Origin of the sequence: Micromonospora echinofusca, assembly GCF_017614955.1 — a bacterium.
Lineage (GTDB): Bacteria > Actinomycetota > Actinomycetes > Mycobacteriales > Micromonosporaceae > Micromonospora > Micromonospora echinofusca_A.
Genome location: NZ_WVUH01000111.1, coordinates 1 through 19,600 on the forward strand (window position 1 = coordinate 1; position 19,600 = coordinate 19,600).

Genomic DNA, 19,600 nt, shown 5'->3' on the forward strand with positions numbered 1-19,600 from the left:
GCCGGGGGCGGCACCGGGGCAGCCGGGGCGACCGGCGCGGCGGTGACGGCGAGCAGGGTGGCGAGCCGGCCGCGCAGGGTACCGCGTTCGAAGACCGCGTCGACCTGACCGTGGCGGAGCAGGAACTCGGCGGTCTGGAACCCGGGGGGCAGTTCCTGACGCAGGGTCTGGCGGATCACCCGGGGGCCGGCGAAGCCCATCCGGGCGCCCCGCTCGGCGAACACCACATCGGTGTTCATGGCGTACGACGCGGCCACCCCGCCGTACGTCGGGTCGGTGATCACGCTGACCGTGACCACGCCCGCCTCGCGCAGCGTGGCGATGGCCTGGCTGACGGTGGCCATCTGCATCAGGGCCAGCACACCCTCCTGCATCCGGGCGCCACCGGAGGCGGTCACCACGATGAAGGGCCGGCGGCGGGTGAGGGCGTGTTCGGCGGCCCGGGTGACGAGTTCACCCACCGCGCAGCCCAGGCTGCCGCCGAGGAACCGGAAGTCCATCACCGCGAGCACCACCGGGTGCCCGGCGATGGTGGCCTCGCCGCAGACCACGGCCTCGGCCAGACCGGTGGCGGCCCGGGCGGCGGTCAGCCGCTGCGGGTACGGCAGCAGGTCCACGAACCCGACCGGGTCACGCTGTTCCGGCGGTGGGCCGGGCAGCGGCCGGAAGGTGCCGGCATCGGTGAGCTGTCGGATCCGGGTCGGTGCGTCGAGTCGCTGGTGGTCGCCGCACTCGGGGCAGACGTGCAGGTTGCGCCGCAGGCGCTTGCCGTAGAGCAGGGCCGAGCAGGCCGGGCAGCGTACCCACGCCGGATCCGCGACCGCCACCCCGGCGGTCATCGTTGCTCCCCGGTGCCGGTACGGGCCTGCCGCGCCTGTGGTGCCGCGTCCGGCGTGAGCCGGGCGACGATCAGTGATCGGTGCATGGCGACGTCTCCTCCCCCACCACCGTGGCCGGCACCGGTTCGTCCGGCCGCTCCCGCCGCACTGTGGGTGGCGTCGGTTCCGGTGGGCTCACCATCTCCGCCGTGTCGTCCACCGACTGTCACCAACGGCAGGACCGGGCGGCGGCCCGGTTGACGGCCTGGTGACGGGTGAAACTCCAGGTTGACGGCTTGAGGTGGACGATCCGTAGCGGATGACGTGGGCGCTCGACGGCCCGGTCATTGACGGCGAGTAAGACCGATTGATACCGTTCGTCGCATTTGTGAGTACTGTCGCTGGAACCCCACCGTTCCCGCCGACTGTCCCCGATCAGCCGTTCCGGTGATCCCGACGCAGGGGGTGGACCATGGCCGCTGGAGAGAGCAGCGGCGGGACACGGCACTCCGGCTCCGCCCGGGTACGCCTGGACCTGCTGGACGGTTTCCGTCTGCGGCACGACGGTGCCCCGGTGGTGATCCCCCGCGGCCTGCAACGGGTGATCGCCCTGGTGGGGCTGCGCCCCGGGGCGACCCGGGCGGAACTGGGCGGCCTGCTCTGGCCGGACAGCCCGGACGAGCGCGCCCTGTCCCGACTGCGGACCGCGCTGTGGCGGTTGCGCCGCTCCGCCTACTGTCCGGTGGTCACCGTGGGGGACACCGTCCGCCTCGACCCGGCCGTCGAGCTCGACGTCGACGAACTCGTCCGCACGGCGGACGGCGTCCGCGACGGCGTCGCGCCCCGCCAGGCCGCGGTGGTGCTCGCGGCGGGCCGGCACGATCTGCTCCCCGGCTGGTACGACGACTGGGTGCTGGTGGAGCGGGAACGGCTCCGCCAGTTGCGGCTGCACGCGCTGGAGGAGATCGCCCGGACCCAGCTACGGGCCGGCCAGCACGGGGAGGCCCTCCAGGCGGCCCTGGAGGCGATGCGCGCCGAGCCGCTCCGGGAGACCCCGCACCGCCTGATCGTGCAGGTGCACCTCGCCGAGGGGAACGCCTACGAGGCGCTGCACGCCTTCTACGTCTACCGCGATTTGATCATGCGGGACCTGCAACTGGAGCCCTCGCCGACCATGTGCGCGCTGCTCGACCACATCCTCTCGCCGCTGGGACAGCCCCGCCCCGCCGGGGCGGGCAGCCACCCGCCGGTGATCCCCGGTGGCCGCCGGCCGCCGGACCGGACGGCGGCGGTCGCCGACCGCCCGGGCGGGCCGGGTGCTGGTACCGGCCCGGGTGGCCCGGTCGACTGATCCGGCTCTGGTGATCCGCCCCGGTGATCCGGCCCGGACGGGACGTCGGAGCCGGGAGGCCCGGGTGTGCGTGCGGTCGGCACGCTGTCGAGCTGCTGGCACGAACGGAGCAGTTCGACAGGGTCCCCACACCAGAGTCGGCCCTCCCGACCGAGCCCGGACGACGACACGACGCCCCCGGACACGACCGCCCCCGCAACCGGCCCGCACAGCGGTCACCCACATTCGGGGGAAAACACCCGTGGGTGGGCGACTTCGACGCCCGCTCCGCGCAAGATTTCCTCAAGGCTTGCCCCCAGTGGTACCGCCCGGCGTCGTCAACCAGCACGGTGATGGAAACCCGACACCGAGCACCCGGGAGCGGACCATGGCGACCGACACCCTCCTGCTACCCCCTCGGCGACTCCCCCCGACGCCGGTGGGGCCCCGGCTGGACTGGCTGATCCTGGCCGACGCGTTCGAACTGGCCTGTCTGACCCGGTGCAGTGCCGCACCGCTGACCGACGTGGGCCCGTGGCGGCAGTCCGAGGGCTACCGGACCGGAATGATCGAATTCAACCGGGAACCCGCTGCCGAGCGGATGAAGTACCTGCTGAGCCGCCTGGACATCGCCGTCGCCCACGAGGTGACCACGGGCGGCCTGCGGCGCCGGTACCAGCTGCACCGGCTCTACGTCCCCCGGACCGACCGGGTGGCCTACGCGGCGGCCGTGGAGACCGGCTGGCGGCAGGGCCGCCAGGAACTGCTGACCCCCTCCACCAGCGGGACCTCCGCCGCCCGCCGGGTCTGGCGTCCCCGACTGGCCGCCGCCGCGTGGCGGGCCGCGCTGCTCGGTGCCGGCCGGCACGTGCGCAAGCACATCCTCGGGGTACGCCTCAACGACCAGGACCTGGCCGCCGTGCTGGTCCGGGGCGCGACGGTGCTGGAGGTACCGGCCACGCTGGTCCCCGGTGCCGGCTGCACAGTGGTCAGCGTGCGCAACGGCGCCGACGCGGAGCGGATCATGCAGCACGCCACCCCACCCTCGCCGCTCACCGTCGCCTACTGAGTCACCGGTCACCACCTCATCCGATCGGACGGTATCCACGCACCGAACCCGGAACAGGGGTTGCGCGGTGCGCCCCGCCTGTCGGACAGTTCAGCGTGATCCTTGGCTGGTCGGTCCGGAAGCGGTGGCGCGACGGCCTCCGGGCACCGCTGACGCTCCTGGTCACCACCGTGTTCCTGGTCTCGGCGTGCACGGAGGAACCGCCGCAGCCGGTGCGGATCCGCATCGCCACCGGCAGCGCCACCGCCGTCTACTACGCCTTCGGCCAGTCCCTGGCCACGATCCTCAACCGCGAACTGCCGAACGTGCGGGCCACCGTCGTGGTCACCGCGGCCTCCGCGGAGAACGTGGCCCTGGTCAGTACCGGTCGGGCCGAGCTGGGCTTCACCCAGGCCGACGTGCTGCCCCCCGCGTCGGCCGACACCGGACCCCGCCCGCTCGGCGTGGCCCGGGTCTACGACGACCTGCTGCACCTGGTCACCACCGCCGGCAGCCCGGTACGCCGACTGCCGGACCTGCGTGGCCGCCGGGTCTCGGTGGGCGCACCCGGGTCCGGTACCGAGATCACCACCAACCGGCTGCTGAGCGTGGCCGGCCTGGGCGGTGGCGCGATCCGGCGGGAACGGCTCGGCCTGGACGCCTCGGTCGCCGCCCTGCGGGAGGGCCGGATCGACGCGTTCTTCTTCTCCGGTGGCCTGCCGGTGAAGGCGATCGACGAGTTGGCCCGGGACAGCCCGACCCGGATCGTCGACCTCGGCCAGTGGACCGAACCGCTGCGCCGCCTGCACAGCGAGGTGTACGTCTCCCGGGACGTGCCGCGTTCGGTGTACGGCGTGGAGGCGGTGACCACGGTGGCGAACCCGAACTACCTGGTGGTCGCCCCGGGCCTGCCGGACCGGCTGGTCCGGGAGGTGACCCGGCTGCTGATGGAGCGGCGTGAGGAACTGGCCCGGGCCCACCCGGCGGCCGGCCGGCTCAGTCCCCGCTCGGCGATCGCGGTGGCGCCGTTGACCCTGCACCCCGGCGCGGCCGAGTACTACCGGGCGACCAAACCCTGACGGCGGCCCGGGCGGATCATGCCCCGGTGACGCACTCGTGCCGCGCCTGCGGCGTACGCTCCCCCACCGGGAACCACAGCTCGGCGACGAGCCCCTTCGGTTCGGCCGGGTACATGCTCAGCCGGCCGCCGGACGCGTCGACCAGTACGGCGACGATGGTCAACCCGAGACCGGCCCCCTCGACGTTCTGCGCGTCGGGGGCCCGCCAGAACCGTTCGGTGGCCTGGCCCAGCTGGGTCGGGGTCATGCCCCGCCCCTGGTCCCGGACGCACAGGCCGACCCCGCCGTCCACCGGCCGTACGGTGACCTCCACCAGGCCACCCTCGTCGCTGAACTTGACGGCGTTGTCGATCAGGGCGTCCAGCGCCTGGTCGACGGCGGTGGGCACGGTACGCGCGTAGAGCGGCCCGCCCCCGCCGACCAGCCGCAGGGTGATCCGGCGGCGACGGGCCAACGGCTCCCAGGCGGTCACCCGGGAGGCCGCCACCTGGGCGGCGTCCACGGTGACCCGCTGGTTCTGCGCCCGCTCCGCCCGGGCCAGGGTGAGCAGCGCGTCGAGCACCTGGGCCAGCCGGTCGGTCTCCTCCAGGGCGAACCGGTGCTCGGCGATGCTGTACTCGTCGGTCAGGCTGGCCCCCAGCTCCTCCACCCGCAGCCGCAACGCGGTCAGCGGATTGCGCAACTGGTGGCTGGCGTGGGCGACGAACGCCCGCTGCTGGTCCAGCACGTCGGAGACCGCGTCGGCCATGTCGTTGAAGCTCACCGCCAGCCGGCGCAACTCCGGCGGGCCGAGCTGGTGCTGCACCCGGGCCGCGCTGTCGCCCTCGGCGATCTCGTGGGTCACCGCGTCCAGCTCGGTCACCGGGCGCAGCACCCAACCGGCCATCCGGATCGCGGTCAGCACGCAGGCCAGCATGGCCAGTACCCCGATCACCGCGAGCAGCAGCCACCAGGTGGTCACCGCCCGGCGTACCGGGTCGGCGCGGCTGGAGATGACCACCGCGCCGAGCACCTCACCGCCGTCGTTGATCGGCACCGCGACCACGATCGGTGCGCCCTGCCACGGCCACACCGCCGCCGGGCCGGTGAACTGCTGGCCGGCGAGCGCGGTCCGGACCGCCTCCTCGGCGCCGGGCGGGTCCGGGTAGCGCGGCGACAGGACGACCGCACGGCGGTCCCGGTCGACCACCGCCGCCCCGATGCCGTACAGCTCGTCGTAGCTGGCCAGCTCGGCACCGAGCGGACCGACCACCCCGTCCCGCAGCGCCGGCCCGGCCAGCGAGGCGTACCGGGTCGCGTCGGCCAGCCGGTCGGCCCGGACCTGGTCGGTCTCGCGGGTCGCCAGGATCATCGCGAGCGGGGTCTCCAGGGCCAGCAGCACCAGCACCATCAGCAACAGGTAGCTGATCACCAGACGACGACGCACCAGCGGCTCCGGTCACTCGCCGCGCAGGCGGTAGCCCACGCCCCGGACCGTCTCCACCAGCCGGGGGTCGCCCAGCTTGCCGCGCAGCGAGCCGACGTGCACCTCGACGGTGTGCCGGTCGGTCCAGGTGGTGCCCCAGACGTCCAGCACGATCCGGTCCCGGGGTACGGCCAGGCCGGACTGGCGGGCCAGCGAGACGAGGATGTCGAACTCCTTGCGGGTCAGGCTCACCGGCCGGCCGTCCACCGCCACCGTCCGGGCCGCCACGTCGATGCTGATCCGGCCCGCCTCCAGCAGGTCCCGTTCCGGCCGGGTGTGCGCGGCCCGGCGCAGCACCGCCTCGATCCGGGCCTGCAACTCGCCCATCGAGAACGGCTTCACCACGTAGTCGTCGGCCCCGACCCGCAACCCGAGCACCCGGTCCCGTTCCTCGCCCCGGGCGGTGACCGCGATGATGCCGAGCTGGGCGCTGCGTCGGCGCAGCGCGCGGCACACCTCCAGGCCGTCGCCGTCGGGCAGGTTGAGGTCGAGCAGCACCAGGTCGCACGGGGCAGCGGAGAGCGCCGCCTCGGCGGTGGCGGCGTGCTCGACGTCGTACCCCCGCCGGGTCAACGCCGACACCAGCGCCCCGGCCACCCGACGGTCGTCCTCGACCAGCAGGATCCGCAACCCGGCCTCCCTCCCCGTACGACTGCGCACATTGTGCGGGTCGGAGGGCGGATCGCGCAGCCACCGGACCGGCCGGGGCACCCCTATCCGGGTGGGCCGGCCCGGATCAGGGTGCGACGCCGGGGTCGGTCACCGTCCGGAGACGTCGGTCGCGGTCGCTCACAGCCCGAACACGTCGTCGGCGACGGTCTCCCGTACGCCGTCCACGAAGCCCCGGAAGGCCGGGTCGGTGTGGCTGGCCGGGACGCTGGTGATGTTCTCCCCGGTGACCTCGGCGACCGCGTCGACCAGGGGCGGGTAGTCGATCTCGGCGAGGTCGAACGCGTCGTCGTCCGCCTCGGCGAGGTTGATCACGTGCTGGAGGTCGTCGGGCGGGGTGTCCGGGTCGGCCGCCCACTCCTGCCCGGCGCGGCGGCACTCGTCGTAGAGCGCACGCTGGTCCGCACTCCAGTCCTCGTCGTACCCGTCCATCACTGCTCCCTCGTGTGCCGGCCGCTCACCTGAGCATGCCCGGCCGCCCCGGCCACCGCTGGCGGTACCGGCGAAATCGACGCGGGCCGGCGCTCCGGCCACCGGCGTAGGCTGCCGGGGTGATCTACAAGTTGCTGGCCACCAGCGAGTGGGAACAGGCCCGGGCGCAGGGCCGGTACGCCGGGTCGGCGGTCGACCACCGCGACGGGTTCGTCCACTTCTCGGCCGCCGACCAGCTCGCCGAAACCGCCCGCCGGCACTTCGCCGGGGTGACCGGGCTGACCCTGCTGACCGTGGACCCGGCCCGGCTCGGCGCCGGGCTGCGCTGGGAGGCGTCCCGGGGCGGCGCCCTCTTCCCGCACCTGTACGGTCCGCTGCCGGTGGACGCGGTGGTCGCCGTCGACGCCCTGCCGACCGGCACGCCGGTGGACGAGGCGGTCACCGCCGTGCTGGCCGCCGCCGCGGCGGACGGGCCCGGCGCGGCGGACGGGCCGGACACGGTCACCGGCTGACCGGCCGAACCGCCTCGATATGCTCCGGCCATGACCACACACACCGCATCGTCCGACCCGGTCTTCGTCCACCCCACGGCCGACGTCGAGAAGGGCGCCCGGGTGGGCGACGGGACGAAGGTCTGGCACCTCGCGCACATCCGGTCCACCGCGCAGGTCGGGGCCGGTTGCGTCATCGGGCGCAACGTCTACGTCGACGCCGACGTGGTGATCGGTGACCGGGTCAAGGTGCAGAACAACGTGTCGGTCTACAAGGGCGTCACCATCGAGGACGAGGTCTTCGTCGGCCCCTGCGCGGTCTTCACCAACGACTTCCGCCCCCGGGCGCAGAACCCGGACTGGGAGATCACCCCGACCGTGATCCGCAAGGGCGCCTCGATCGGCGCGAACGCCACCCTGGTCTGCGGCATCGAGGTCGGCTCGTACGCGATGATCGCCGCCGGGTCGGTGGTGACCCGGGACGTCGCCCCGTACCAGTTGGTCGCCGGCAACCCGGCGCGGCCGAAGGGCTGGGTCGACGAGCGGGGTGACGTGGTCTCCCGGGACGTGTCGACGCCCCCGCAGCGGTGACCGGGTGCCCCGGGTGGCGGTCCGCCACCCGGGGCACCACTCAGTCCGACCCGGGGGTGACCAGCGCGGTGGTCACGGTCAACCCGGGGTGGCGCCGGGCCAGCTGCCAGCCGATCGCCACGCCGTAGACCCCGCTGACGACGACCCGGTTGGTCCGGGCCAGGTCCAGCTTGGGCAGGATGTCCCGCTGCACGATCCGCCACAGCACCCGGGGCCGGACCACCCGGTACCCGCCGTAGAAGACCGAGGTGTGGAAGGTCTTCGCCAGTTTGCTGTGGACCCGTTGCAGGTTGGACACCGCGAGTTCCGGCCAGATGGCGTCCTGCCGGCGGGCCCGGTCCCGGGCCACGGAGAGCACCTTGCCGGGCGCCCGGTAGACCAGCAGCCGCTCGGCGCGCAGCACCGGGCGGCGCCGTTCGGCGGCGTCCAGCGGCAGCAGGCGGACCCGCTCGTCGACGGCGGAACGCTGCCACAGCTTCGGATCGTTGGTGATCACGTCGACCGCGATGCCCAGCCCCAGCAGGCGGTGCACGAAGTCCCGGACCAGGTTGAAGTTGGGCGGGCTGATCGCCACCACAACGGTGCGCTCCCCGGTTGGGGTCACCGGCCCGACGGCAGCCGGGGCGGCGAGCGGCCCGGCCACCGCTGCAGGCTTTCCGGCCGCTACCGCTGCAGACGTAGACCGATAGGCGTCCATCAGCTGAGCCCCGACCGCCTTCCGGCCGTAACGGGCCAGCAGGGACTCCCGCGCCGCGACCATGTTCAACCGGTCGAACCCTGCACGCAGTTCGCGGTACGCATCGACGATGACGTCGGGGTCGTCGCTGATGTCGAAGAGCCGACCGGCCACCCCGTCCAGCCCGGCCAGCGTCTCCAACGGCCCTTCGCTGCGCGCCACCAGGACAGGGGTACCGGTGGCGACGGCCTCGACCACCGTCATCCCGAAGGTCTCCATCCGGCTGGCGTGCACCAGCAGGTCGTGCCGGTGCATCAGGCCGGCGACCTGCTCGGGCGGTACGGCAGGCAGCAGTCGCACGCGCTCGGTCAGCCCCAGCTCAGCGACCCTGGCCCGCAAGTCGTCCTCCAGCGCCCCGGAACCGACCAGGGTCAGGCTCGCTCCCGGCTCCTCGTTGGAGATCCGGGCGAACGCCTCCAGCAGCGGGCGCACTCCCTTGTGTTCGCTCAACCGACCGACGTAGAGCCAGCGCAGCGGCTCCCGGGGCGGCTCCGGACGCCAGGCGAAATCGTCGAAGTCGATCGCGTTTGGCACGATCCGCAGCTTCGCCGCATGGTGCGGGAACTGCGTACTAATCAGCTGGTAGAGCCCGCCGCCGACGCAGAGCAGCACGTCCACCCGGCTGAGCATCTCGTCGTACAACTTGCGGGCTGCCGGCTGCTTGAACACCTGCGGCAGAAAGGTCGCGTGCTCGGTCACCACGATCCGGGCATCCGGACGGGCCAGCCGGACGGCGGCGACACCGCCGTAGATCCCGGTGTGCGCGTGGATCACCGGCGCTTCGATCACCCCGGTGGGGAGACTGGCGGCCAGCGCGCTGGTGTGCGCGTTCGCCCAGGCGGCGTAGTCACGCTGGGACGAGATCGGCACGGTGCACCGGGTGAGTTCGCCCTCCGGGGTGTCGCGTACCGTCACTTGGCCGTGCCGTTCGGTCAGTCGCTGCGCGGACACCGCGATCAACTGGGCGATCCGGGAGTCGTACGGGTAGGCCCAGTCCTCGGTCTGCAGGATCGACACCCGCTCGAATCCGCCGTCCACCGCTCTGATCGCCGCCTTGACGAAGGCTCCGGCGAGAGCGTTGTTCTCCGACGGGTACCAGGGGGTGACCACCGCCAGGTCGGCCGGCGCAGGCCGGCGGGCGGGGTCCTCGGTGGGTTCGAGGTGTACCGCCAGGCCCGGACGCCGGCAGGCGACGTCCCAGGCCACCGGTATCGACTGCGGATCGCCGGCGATCAGCAGGTCAACGTCGGTCAGCGGACCGTTCCGGGAGAGCAGCAGGCGTCGGGCCGCCCTGATCATCGTCCGCTGCTCCCGGGCGTCGATTCGATGCAGGGTCACTGTGTCCGGCAGCTCGACACCCGCCCAGTCGGGCAGGTCGGCGACGATCAGCCGGACCGTAGACCCCGCTGCGGCGAGCAGGGAGGCGTGGGTGCGGGCGCCCGTCGTCCGTAGCGGACCAAGTGCCAGGTAGGCGACCTTCTTCGGCAGACTCACCTTGACCGCTCCTCGACCAGGGCACGCATCCGAGCCTCCCACGGGCTGAGGGTTGCACTGCGGGTGTAGTTGTCGGCGTGGGCGAGCGCCGCATTGTACTGGGTTTCGTCACACTTGCGGGCACCCTCCGCCGCCGCGATGAAGGACTGCGCCACCGTCTCGGCATCCAACTGTTCGCCGGCGTACCACAGCGGGTAGTCCCGGAGCACCTCTGCCGCCGCGATATCCGGCTTGTGTACGGAGACGACCGGCTTGCCGGAGGCCATGTACTCGAAGACCTTGCCGGAGGTGACGTACTTGGCACCGGGTACGCAGAAGACCAGCACGTCGGTCTGCGCGTACACCCCTGCGGCCTCCGCCTTGCCGAAGGCGCCCCGGAAGCGCACCCCGGCGTCGGCGTGCTGTTCGATACTCTCCCGGAGCGCGGCTGCCGACTCCGGGAAGAACCCCAGGTGGCCGTGGATGTTGAACTCGGCGTCGGCGAGCAGCGGATGCTCGCGGGCACGACGCCAGCCGTCAAAGAGGATGTCCAACGGCAGGTAGGGCGTGACGGTGCCGAGGTAGCCGAAACGCAGCGGCCGGTCCGGATCGGGCGGGCTGAACGCCGGACGGCCGACGAACTCCGGCTCCCAGCCGTTGGGTACGACGGTCATCCGGTCGGCGGCGTTCGGGTAGCGGTCGGCGTACCACTGCCGCATGCCGTCGTTGACGAAGACGATCTCGGCGGCGTCCCGGAGTACCCGGGCCTCCCAGGTGGCGGTCCGGGTGCCCTCGCCGAACCGGACCTCCTCGGTGAACTGGTTGAACGTCCACGCGTCCCGGTAGTCGACCACGTACGGCACCCGCCAGGTCCGGCCGAGCGCCCAGGCGGCGGCGAACGAGACGAACGGGTTGCCGGTGGCGACGACCAGGTCGAAGCGCTGCTTGGCGTGCAGCTTGAAGGCCCGGGCGAGCAGCCCGGGGATCCAGCCGACGTAGTGCTCCGGCAGGAAGGAACTGAGCACCCGCCGGTAGAACCGGTCGGTGACCACCGGGAAGTTCTTCCGCAGCCGGCCGAACCGCCGGACGTCGGTCTCCCAGTGGTAGGTGTTCATCGGCGGGCGTTCGACCTTGACCCGGGGGTCGACGGTCGCCTCCAGGGTCGGGTCGTTCGCCTTGTCCAGGTAGTAGCTGAAGAACTCCCGGGGCGCGGTGATGACGGTGACGTCCCAGCCGGCCTGGGCGAAGTGGTTGGCGGTGGCCCGTCCCCGGAACACGCCGCTGGCCCGGCTGGGGGGAAAGAAGAACGACAGGTAGAGCACCCGGAGCTGCCGGCCGGACGTGGACACGCCCGGGTCGGCGCCGGCGCGGTCCGGCAGGCCGTCGCCGACTGCCGGACCGCCCTCCACCTGCGTCGATCCCTCGGTTGGACGCGGATCGAGCGGGTTGTGGTGAGGTCGCATCGCGCTTTCTTCAGGTAGGGGTGGACGTGCCTCGACCGTGCGGGCTGGCGGTGGGCCGCTCAGCCGCCGATGACGACGCGCCGGACCTCGGTCCAGCGGGCCGGGTCGGTGACCCGGCGGCCGTCGACCAGGACCCGCACGCCCGGCAGGTCGGCCGGGGCGAGCGTGCGGTACTCGGCGTGGTCGGCCTGGATGACCGCCGCCACGACCGGCTCACCGTCGTACGGGGGCAGCCCGTGCGCGGCCAGTTCCTCGTTGGTGTACATCGGGTCGGAGACGTACGCGACGGCGCCCCGGCGGCGCAGCGCCTCCACGGTGCCGAACACCCCGGAGAACGCGGTCTCCTTGACCCCGCCCCGGTAGGCGGCGCCGAGCACCAGCACACCCGCCCCGGTCAGGTCACCGTAGGCGGCGGCGAGCAGGTCGACGGCGTACTCCGGCATGGCCGCGTTGGCCTCCCGGGCGGAGCGGACGACCGTGGCGGCCGGGTCGTTCCACAGGTACATCCGGGGGTAGATCGGGATGCAGTGCCCGCCGACGGCGATGCCGGGCGAGTGGATGTGGCTGTACGGCTGGCTGTTGCACGCCTCGATGACCTTGAGGACGTCCACGCCCACCGTGTCGGCGAACCGGGCGAACTGGTTGGCCAGCCCGATGTTGACGTCCCGGTAGGTGGTCTCGGCGAGCTTGGCCAGCTCGGACGCCTCGGCGGAACCGAGGTCCCAGACGCCGTTCGGGCGGGGCAGGTCGGTGCGCTCGTCGAAGTCGAGGACCGCCTCGTAGAACTCGACGCCCCGCCGGGCGGAGGACTCGTCGATGCCGCCGACCAGCTTCGGGTAGCGGCGCAGGTCGGCGAAGACCCGGCCGGTGAGCACCCGCTCCGGGCTGAAGACCAGGGAGAAGTCCTTACCGGCGGTCAGCCCGGAGCCCTGCTCCAGCATCGGCGCCCACCGGTTGCGGGTGGTACCCACCGGCAGGGTCGTCTCGTAGCTGACCAGGGTGCCCGGCTTGAGCCCGGCGGCGATGGCCCGGGTCGCGTCGTCCATCCAGCCGAAGTCCGGTACGCCCTCGGCGTCGACGAAGAGCGGCACCACGACCACGACCGCCTCGGACTGCGCGACGGCGGCGGCGGTGTCGGTGGTGGCGGAGAAGAGGCCGGCGGCGACGACCTCCTTGAGCTTGACGTCCAGGTCGGCCTCACCGGGGAACGGCACCGCCCCGTCGTTGACCAGTCCCACCACGCGCTCGGAGACGTCGGCACCGATCACCCGGTGGCCCTTCGTGGCGAACTGCACGGCAAGCGGCAGACCGATCTTGCCGAGCGCGACGACACAGATGTTCATGGTTACTACTTTCCTCCCTGAGGCCACCTGCGCCGCAGCCGGGCGATGACCCGACGCGGGGTGACAGGTGTGATGGCGACCACGAGCTGGCCTTTGTGATTGGTCGTGGGGGTGATCAGGTGCAGCCGGACCCCCCGGCGGTGGATCATCCGGGGCACCGTCGGCCGGCGGGGTACCCGCACCGGCGCGCTGCCGGTACCGCCCGGGGTGGTGATCCGGACCTGTACCGACCGTAGCTCACCGCCCGGCCCGATCCGGTTCAGCAGCGGGTGCATCGGAAAACCGGCCCGGATGGTCGTGCCGGTGGCGTCGGCCGACGTCTCCAGGGTAGTCGCCGCCGCGTCACCCACGCTCATCGACACTTCGGCGCTGAGCGTCAGCAGGTCGGCCCGGGGGCTACGGGCGGTGACGGTGAGCACCCGCCCGGCCTCGGTGCCCTCCCAGCCGATCGAGGTGACGTCACACTTGGCGAGCCAGTCGGCGGCGTGCTCGGTGACCTCGAACCAGTCGTCCGGGAACCCCCGGTTGGCGTCCCGGAACCCGGGGTAGGCGGCGTACCAGCGGTCCCCGGCGACCACGGTGGCCGGTACGCCCCGCTCGGCGTCCTGCCGGATGACCGCGAGCAGGTCGTCCAGGCTGCCCCGCTGGGCCATCGAGATCCGCAGCCGGCCCTCCAGGTCGAGTTGGCTGCGGATGTGGTCGGTGAGGTACCGCTCGGCCAGGCTGCGCACCCCGGCGTGCACCTGCTCCTGCACACCCCGGTCCAGCTTGAGGAAGTCGTCCTCCAGCAGCCGGGCGGTCTCCCAGGCGAAGTGCCGCAGCAGCACCGCGTCGCGCTGCTTGCCCGGCCCGATCAGGTCGGCGACGAAGGTCATCAACGACTCGACGCAGCGCAGCCGCTCGACGTGCCGGCTGCGGTAGGTGATGTTGCGGGCGTTGAGCCGCTTGACCGCGTAGTAGTAGTCGTAGTCGGCCAGCACCGAGATCCGGTCGGCCCGCACGCACGCCTCGATGGTGAACGGCTGGTCGCTGCCGACCGGCATGTCCACCAGGTAGCGCAGCCCGTACCGCTCGATCAGCTCCCGCCGGAACAGCTTCGTGTTCGACAGCGACCAGGGCAGTGCCGAGTCGAACAGGTCGACCTGTTCCTGGGTACCGGCGAAGATCGCCTGGTGGATGTTGCGGCTGTTCACCCCGAGGGTCCGGCCGAGGACGACGTCCGAGCCCCACCGGTCGGCGGCGGCCACCAGCCGGGCCAGCGCCTCCGGGCCGAGGTAGTCGTCCGCGCCGATGAAGAAGACGTACCGGCCCCGGGCCAGGTCCAGGGCTCGGTTGCTCGGTACCGCCGGGCCACCCGAGTTGGGCTGGTGCACCACCCGCACGGTGTCCGGGTAGAGCCGGGCGAACCGGTCCAGCTCCCGGCCGCTGCCGTCGGTGGAGCCGTCGTCGACCGCGACGACCTCCAGCCGCTCCCGTCCGATGGTCTGCTCGACCAGCGAGGTCAGGCACCGGGTGAGGTACGGCATGGTGTTGTAGACCGCCACCACGACGGTGACGTCCGGGGTGGTCACGCGGTGACTCCCGCCCTCGGCGGTGCGCCGGTCAGCCCGCCCACCGGGCCGGTGTGGTACGCCGGGCCGGCGCTGTCGTGCGGGTCACCGGCGCTGCCGGAGGTGTCGCCGACCGGGCCGGGGGCGTCCGGCAGGAGCCGGGCGTACACCCCGTCCAACACCCGCGCCTGCGCCTCCCACGTCCAGTTCGCCAACAACCCCGGCCGGTCGTACGCCGCCCGGTACCGACCCGGATCAGCCAACACCGCCCGCACCGCCCGCACGTAGTCCGCCACGTCCTCGGCCCGGAACACCTCACCCTGACCCGTCGACCGCACCGTCGCCGCCATCGTCTTCACATCACTGACCACCAACGGCAACCGCGCATGCGAATACTCGAAGAACTTCGTGATCAACGCGATCTCGTGATTCGGCCAGTGATGAATCGGAATCACCCCGACATCCGCCCCCGCCAGGAACGGCACCACCTGCCAGTGCGACACGTACGGCAACACGTGCACCCGGTCCGCCACACCCAGCTTCGCCGCCTGCGCCTTCACCTCGGTCAGGTAGGGACCGTCCGGCTTGTTGACCACCAGGGCGACGTGCATGCCGGGCAGCTGCGGCAGGGCCTCCACCATGATCCCCAGACCCCGTTGCTTGGCGGCGGCACCGCTGTACACCAGCAACGGCGTCTCCGGCCCCACCCCGCAGCGCGCCCGCAGGTCCGGCAGCGGTTCCGCCTCGGCGCCGGTCGGGCCGTGCTCGGCGGCCGGCGCGTTGAGCACCACCGCCGGGGTCTCGGGCAGCCGGTGCGTGGCGACCAGCAGCTCGGCCAGCGAGTCGGAGACGGTCATCACCGCGTCGGCGTAGGGGGCGTACTCCCGCTCGTGCGCGCAGTGCGCCGGCAGCCAGCGGGCGTTGTCCTGCCAGGGCTTGATGCCGGGGAGGAACTCGTGGGCGTCCCAGACCACCTTGACCGTGCGGCCCTGCGCGGCGGCCCGGATCTTGGCCCGCGCGGCAACCCCGAGCATCCGGAAGTCGTTGGCGTGGATCAGGTCGGGGGCCAGCTCGTCGATGACCGGGCCGTAGGCCAGCTCGTAGTCCCACAGGCCCGGCTCCAGCTTCCGCCAGGCGCCGTCGCCGTACATCTTCTGCCAGAAGACGGTGTACGCCCGGTCCCACGGGCTGCGCAGCTTGCGCCCCTTGCGGGCCCGGGTGAGCTGCCAGTAGCGGAACGACACCCACTTGCGGGTCAGCCCGGCGGCGATCTGCTCGGCCCGCAGGGCCTGCTGACGCAGCTTGACCCGGCCGCCGCCGGCCCCGGCGCGGGTGGCCAGGGTCAGCTCGGCGGCGCGCATCCGCAGGTCGGTCTGCCACGCCTTGACCGCCTGGGCCCGGTGGGCGGCGATCCCGCTGGGCGGGTACGCCAGCGGCCAGCGCAGCCAGGCCCGGCGGAACTCGTGCCGGCGGCGGGCCAGCGGGTCGGGCATCACCAGCAGGCGCACCTCGGCGTCACCCAGGCGCCAGCTCTGCGGCTGGGTGACCGGGGACTTGCCGAGCAGGACGACCTCCCAGCCCGCCTCGGCCGCGCTGCGCGCCGCCTTCTGCACCCGGGAGTCCCCGTTGACGCCGTTGTCCACCAACATGACAACCCGGCCACGGGTACGCCGCGCCCCGGCAGCGCCGTCGAAGTTCATCTGCGTCTTCTGCCTCTCCCGTCGGGCCTGCGGAGGACCCCGGCGAGTGTACGGTAGCCAACCATCGGGACGGCCAGCCAACTGATCATGAACGTTCGTGGTCGTCCGGCCTGGTTACCGCCGGTATGGCCGACGTCGACCGGCCGGCCCCGCAGGCGTGCCGGACCGGGACGGATCCGCATACTCCAGACAGCGGCGCCGCGCCCCGAAACGTTACCGAAGCGGACACCGACCGGCGAAACCGTCAGACCGGCACGGAGACTATCCAACGATGCCGGTCGTGCTCCCACCGGGCGGGGCGGTGCCCGACCCGGCCGGAACGGCCCGGCCGGATCGATTCAGGCCGGGCCGACCCAGGCCGGAACGGGCCGGGGCGGGGCGTCCTGCAGAGGCAGGGTCAACGGTCTGGCAGGAGCCGGGCGTACACCCCGTCCAACACCCGCGCCTGCGCCTCCCACGTCCAGTTCGCCAACAACCCCGGCCGGTCGTACGCCGCCCGGTACCGACCCGGATCAGCCAACACCGCCCGCACCGCCCGCACGTAGTCCGCCACGTCCTCGGCCCGGAACACCTCACCCTGACCCGTCGACCGCACCGTCGCCGCCATCGTCTTCACATCACTGACCACCAACGGCAACCGCGCATGCGAATACTCGAAGAACTTCGTGATCAACGCGATCTCGTGATTCGGCCAGTGATGAATCGGAATCACCCCGACATCCGCCCCCGCCAGGAACGGCACCACCTGCCAGTGCGACACGTACGGCAACACGTGCACCCGGTCCGCCACACCCAGTTCCCCGGCCCGGGTGAGCAGCCCCTGCACGTACGCACCGTCGGGTGAGTTGACCACGAAGGCGACGTGCATACCGGACAGCTGCGGCAACGCCTCCACCATGATCCCCAGACCACGCTGTTCGGCGGCGGCACCGCTGTACACCAGCAACGGCGTCCCCGGCCCCACTCCGCAGCGCGCCCGCAGGTCCGGCAGCGGCTCGGCGTCCGCTCCCGCCTGCGGGGCGACCGCCTCCGGGGCGTTCAGCACCACCGCCGGGGTCTCGGCCAGCCCGTGGGTCGTGGCGAGCAGTTCGGCCAGCGAGTCGGAGACCGTCATCACCGCGTCGGCGTGCCGGGCGTACTCCCGCTCGTGCGCGCAGTGCGCCGGCAGCCAGCGGGCGTTGTGCCGCACCGGGCGCACCCCGGGGAGGAACTCGTGGGCGTCCCAGACCAGCTTCACCGTGCGCCCCTTGACGGCGGCCCGGATCTTGGCCCGCGCGGCGACCCCGAGCATCCGGAAGTCGTTCGCGTGGATCAGGTCCGGCGCGAGGGCGTCCACCACCGGGCCGAAGGCCAGCTCCCAGTCCCACAGGCCCGGCTCCAGCTTCCGCCAGGCCCGGTCCCCCATGGTGGACTGCCAGAACGCGGTCACCGCCCGGTCGAACGGGCCGTGCAGGGTACGCGGCGACCGGGTGGTCTGCCGCTCGCGGAACGACACCCACCGGTCCAGCAGGCCGACCGCAGTCTCCTCGGCCCGCCGCAGTCCCGCTCCGGTACGCGGGCCGGTCGGCGCCGGTACGCCGGTCCGGGCCGCCGCCGCCCGCTGCGCGTCCCGCAACGCCAGGTCCGCCCGCCAGGCCCGGACCGTCTGGGCACGCTGCGCGGCGATCCCGCCCGGCGGGTACCCGAGCAGCCCGCGCAGCCAGCGGCGACGGTACTGGTGGCGGGGCTTGGCCAGCGGCGCCGGGACCGGCAGCAGGCGCACCTCGGCGTCCCCGAGCTGCCAGCTCTGCGGCCGACCGGTCGGCGACTTGCCGAGCAGGACGACCTCCCAGCCCGCCTCGGCCGCGCTGCGCGCCGCCTTCTGCACCCGGGAGTCCCCGTTGACGCCGTTGTCCACCAGCATGACGATCCGGCCCCGCCGTTGCGGCGTGGCGTCGTCGAACACCATCGTGTGTGCCCCTCCGTGCTCTGCGGGCCGGTCACCGACGAGCACCACGGGCCGCTCCCCTGGGCACCACCGGCCTCTCCCGGCGGGCACCACGGGCTTCCCCCGCCGGGCCGGGGCGAGTCTACGGCAACCGCCCGCCGCCACTGGCTAGACTCCGGAGCGTCGGTGCCACCAGGAGCGGTGTCGGATCCGCCCTCCTGGTCACCGGTCGGGACACGCGGCGGTACGGGCCGCACTGGTCTCCCGTGCCGGATTCCCCGAGCCACACCTGGAGTACCGCGAAGTGAAGGTCGTCAGCGTCGTCGGGGCCCGGCCCCAGTTGGTGAAGCTCGCCCCCATCGCCGCCGCCTTCGCCGGCACCGGCCACCGGCACGTGATCGTGCACACCGGTCAGCACTACGACGCCGACCTGTCGGACGTCTTCTTCACCGGGCTCGGCATCCCGGCGCCGGACGTGCACCTGGGCATCGGCTCGGGCTCGCACGGCGCGCAGACCGGCGCCGCGCTCGCCGCCCTCGACCCGGTGCTCGCCGCCGAGCGCCCCGACTGGGTCCTCGTCTACGGCGACACCAACTCGACGCTGGCCGGCGCGCTCAGCGCGGTCAAGCAGCACCTGCCGGTGGCGCACCTGGAGGCCGGACTGCGGTCGTTCAACCGCCGGATGCCGGAGGAGCACAACCGGGTGCTCACCGACCACGCCGCGGACCTGCTGCTCGCCCCGACCGAGGAGGCCATGCGGCACCTCGCGGCGGAAGGGCTGGCCGCCCGGTCCCGGCTGGTCGGGGACGTGATGGTCGACGCCTGCCTCGGGGTACGCGACACGGTGCTCGCCGGAGGGCACGTCCCGCCCGCGCTGCCCGAGGGGATCGACCCGGACGCGCCGTACCTGCTGGCCACCCTGCACCGGGCGGAGAACACCGACGACCCGGCCCGCCTCGACGCCCTGGTCACCGCGCTGGCCGGGCTGCCGCTGCCGGTGGCCCTGCTGGCCCACCCCCGGTTGCTGGCCCGGGCCGAGCAGCACGGGATCAAACTGGCCCGGGGCGCGCTGCGGATCGGCCGTCCGCTGCCGTACGCCGGCATGGTCGCCGGGGTGCTCGGCGCGGTCGGGGTGGTCACCGACTCGGGCGGGCTCCAGAAGGAGGCGTACCTGCTCGGCCGCCCGTGCACCACGCTGCGGCCGGAGACGGAGTGGCCGGAGACCCTGACCGACGGCTGGAACATCCTGGTCCCGCAGCCGCAGGAGCGGGGTGCCCCGGCGTGGGCGGAGATCGCCACCCGTGCCGCCCCGGCGGCGCAGCGGGGCGAGCCGTACGGTGACGGGCGGGCGGCGCAACGGGTGGTCGCGGTGCTCACCGGCGAGCACCCCGGGTCGACCGGCTGAACCAGCACGACCACCAGCACCGGCAGCGCCCCTCACCCCTGACGGTACCCAGGAAGATCGGCAACAGCGCGATGCAGAAG

17 protein-coding genes are annotated in these 19,600 nt (G+C 73.0%); 7 read left to right on the top strand and 10 right to left on the bottom strand.

The window, feature by feature from the left end; all coding sequences use genetic code 11:
* On the bottom strand, window positions 1-839 hold an 839-nt coding region (gene accD, locus GSF22_RS14670; protein ID WP_208814126.1), incomplete at its 3' end, for an acetyl-CoA carboxylase, carboxyltransferase subunit beta.
* Between the two features lie 80 nt (window positions 840-919).
* Between accD and GSF22_RS14675 the strand changes: the two genes are divergently transcribed.
* The 4 genes from GSF22_RS14675 (at window position 920) to GSF22_RS14690 (ending at window position 4,275) form a co-directional block, all read left to right on the top strand.
* Entirely contained in the window at window positions 920-1,090 is a 171-nt protein-coding gene (locus tag GSF22_RS14675) for a hypothetical protein (protein ID WP_208814127.1), read from the top strand.
* Between the two features lie 200 nt (window positions 1,091-1,290).
* Window positions 1,291-2,169 (top strand): AfsR/SARP family transcriptional regulator, encoded by an 879-nt coding sequence (locus GSF22_RS14680; RefSeq protein ID WP_208814128.1) that lies wholly within the window; start codon window positions 1,291-1,293, stop codon window positions 2,167-2,169.
* 367 nt (window positions 2,170-2,536) lie between these two features.
* Entirely contained in the window at window positions 2,537-3,217 is a 681-nt protein-coding gene (locus tag GSF22_RS14685; protein WP_244367409.1) for a hypothetical protein, read from the top strand.
* A 149-nt stretch (window positions 3,218-3,366) separates the two neighbouring features.
* On the top strand, window positions 3,367-4,275 hold the full coding sequence (locus GSF22_RS14690; RefSeq protein ID WP_208814139.1) for a TAXI family TRAP transporter solute-binding subunit: 909 nt from the start codon (window positions 3,367-3,369) through the stop codon (window positions 4,273-4,275).
* Window positions 4,276-4,291: 16 nt separating this feature from the next.
* Here GSF22_RS14690 and GSF22_RS14695 read toward each other — a convergent pair whose 3' ends face one another.
* The 3 genes from GSF22_RS14695 to GSF22_RS14705 all read right to left on the bottom strand — a co-directional run bounded on the left by GSF22_RS14695 (window position 4,292) and on the right by GSF22_RS14705 (window position 6,841).
* Window positions 4,292-5,701 (bottom strand): sensor histidine kinase, encoded by a 1,410-nt coding sequence (locus GSF22_RS14695; protein ID WP_208814129.1) that lies wholly within the window; start codon window positions 5,699-5,701, stop codon window positions 4,292-4,294.
* A 12-nt stretch (window positions 5,702-5,713) separates the two neighbouring features.
* A complete protein-coding gene (locus tag GSF22_RS14700) occupies window positions 5,714-6,370 on the bottom strand; it encodes a response regulator transcription factor (RefSeq protein WP_208814130.1) in 657 nt (218 codons plus the stop codon).
* A gap of 159 nt (window positions 6,371-6,529) precedes the next feature.
* The gene (locus GSF22_RS14705) at window positions 6,530-6,841 is read right to left on the bottom strand and encodes a hypothetical protein (protein ID WP_208814131.1); all 312 of its coding nucleotides are present in this window, start codon (window positions 6,839-6,841) and stop codon (window positions 6,530-6,532) included.
* A gap of 119 nt (window positions 6,842-6,960) precedes the next feature.
* Here GSF22_RS14705 and GSF22_RS14710 point away from each other — a divergent pair, with 119 nt between their 5' ends.
* Together GSF22_RS14710 and GSF22_RS14715 are read left to right on the top strand one after the other, a co-directional pair.
* Window positions 6,961-7,353, top strand: coding sequence for a DUF952 domain-containing protein (locus GSF22_RS14710; RefSeq protein WP_208814132.1), 393 nt, complete (start codon window positions 6,961-6,963; stop codon window positions 7,351-7,353).
* Between the two features lie 30 nt (window positions 7,354-7,383).
* Window positions 7,384-7,923 (top strand): acyltransferase, encoded by a 540-nt coding sequence (locus GSF22_RS14715; RefSeq protein WP_208814133.1) that lies wholly within the window; start codon window positions 7,384-7,386, stop codon window positions 7,921-7,923.
* Between the two features lie 40 nt (window positions 7,924-7,963).
* Here GSF22_RS14715 and GSF22_RS14720 read toward each other — a convergent pair whose 3' ends face one another.
* From GSF22_RS14720 to GSF22_RS14745, 6 genes are all read right to left on the bottom strand, one after another.
* A complete protein-coding gene (locus GSF22_RS14720; RefSeq protein ID WP_307803997.1) occupies window positions 7,964-10,153 on the bottom strand; it encodes a glycosyltransferase family 4 protein in 2,190 nt (729 codons plus the stop codon).
* Complete coding sequence (locus tag GSF22_RS14725) at window positions 10,150-11,541, bottom strand: glycosyltransferase (RefSeq protein ID WP_307803998.1); 1,392 nt, start codon at window positions 11,539-11,541, stop codon at window positions 10,150-10,152. The genes GSF22_RS14720 and GSF22_RS14725 overlap by 4 nt, the downstream gene beginning before the upstream one ends.
* A gap of 113 nt (window positions 11,542-11,654) precedes the next feature.
* Window positions 11,655-12,938 (bottom strand): nucleotide sugar dehydrogenase, encoded by a 1,284-nt coding sequence (locus GSF22_RS14730; RefSeq protein ID WP_208814135.1) that lies wholly within the window; start codon window positions 12,936-12,938, stop codon window positions 11,655-11,657.
* A 5-nt stretch (window positions 12,939-12,943) separates the two neighbouring features.
* Entirely contained in the window at window positions 12,944-14,509 is a 1,566-nt protein-coding gene (locus tag GSF22_RS14735) for a glycosyltransferase family 2 protein (protein WP_208814136.1), read from the bottom strand.
* Entirely contained in the window at window positions 14,506-16,188 is a 1,683-nt protein-coding gene (locus GSF22_RS14740; RefSeq protein ID WP_439957779.1) for a glycosyltransferase family 4 protein, read from the bottom strand. Before GSF22_RS14740 ends, GSF22_RS14735 begins: the two co-directional genes overlap by 4 nt.
* A 397-nt stretch (window positions 16,189-16,585) precedes the next feature.
* Window positions 16,586-18,091, bottom strand: coding sequence for a glycosyltransferase family 4 protein (locus GSF22_RS14745; protein ID WP_208814142.1), 1,506 nt, complete (start codon window positions 18,089-18,091; stop codon window positions 16,586-16,588).
* 328 nt (window positions 18,092-18,419) lie between these two features.
* Here GSF22_RS14745 and wecB point away from each other — a divergent pair, with 328 nt between their 5' ends.
* Complete coding sequence (wecB, locus tag GSF22_RS14750) at window positions 18,420-19,520, top strand: non-hydrolyzing UDP-N-acetylglucosamine 2-epimerase (RefSeq protein ID WP_208814137.1); 1,101 nt, start codon at window positions 18,420-18,422, stop codon at window positions 19,518-19,520.
* Window positions 19,521-19,600: the final 80 nt, after the last annotated feature.

What these genes read in the sequence shown, in the direction of transcription:
- GSF22_RS14680 (WP_208814128.1), top strand. Translation starts at nt 1,291, where the DNA reads ATGGCCGCTGGAGAGAGCAGCGGCGGGACACGGCACTCCGGCTCCGCC.
- GSF22_RS14685 (WP_244367409.1), top strand. Translation starts at nt 2,537, where the DNA reads ATGGCGACCGACACCCTCCTGCTACCCCCTCGGCGACTCCCCCCGACG.
- GSF22_RS14705 (WP_208814131.1), bottom strand. Translation starts at nt 6,841, where the DNA reads ATGGACGGGTACGACGAGGACTGGAGTGCGGACCAGCGTGCGCTCTAC.
- GSF22_RS14715 (WP_208814133.1), top strand. Translation starts at nt 7,384, where the DNA reads ATGACCACACACACCGCATCGTCCGACCCGGTCTTCGTCCACCCCACG.
- GSF22_RS14730 (WP_208814135.1), bottom strand. Translation starts at nt 12,938, where the DNA reads ATGAACATCTGTGTCGTCGCGCTCGGCAAGATCGGTCTGCCGCTTGCC.
- GSF22_RS14740 (WP_439957779.1), bottom strand. Translation starts at nt 16,188, where the DNA reads ATGAACTTCGACGGCGCTGCCGGGGCGCGGCGTACCCGTGGCCGGGTT.
- GSF22_RS14745 (WP_208814142.1), bottom strand. Translation starts at nt 18,091, where the DNA reads ATGCTGGTGGACAACGGCGTCAACGGGGACTCCCGGGTGCAGAAGGCG.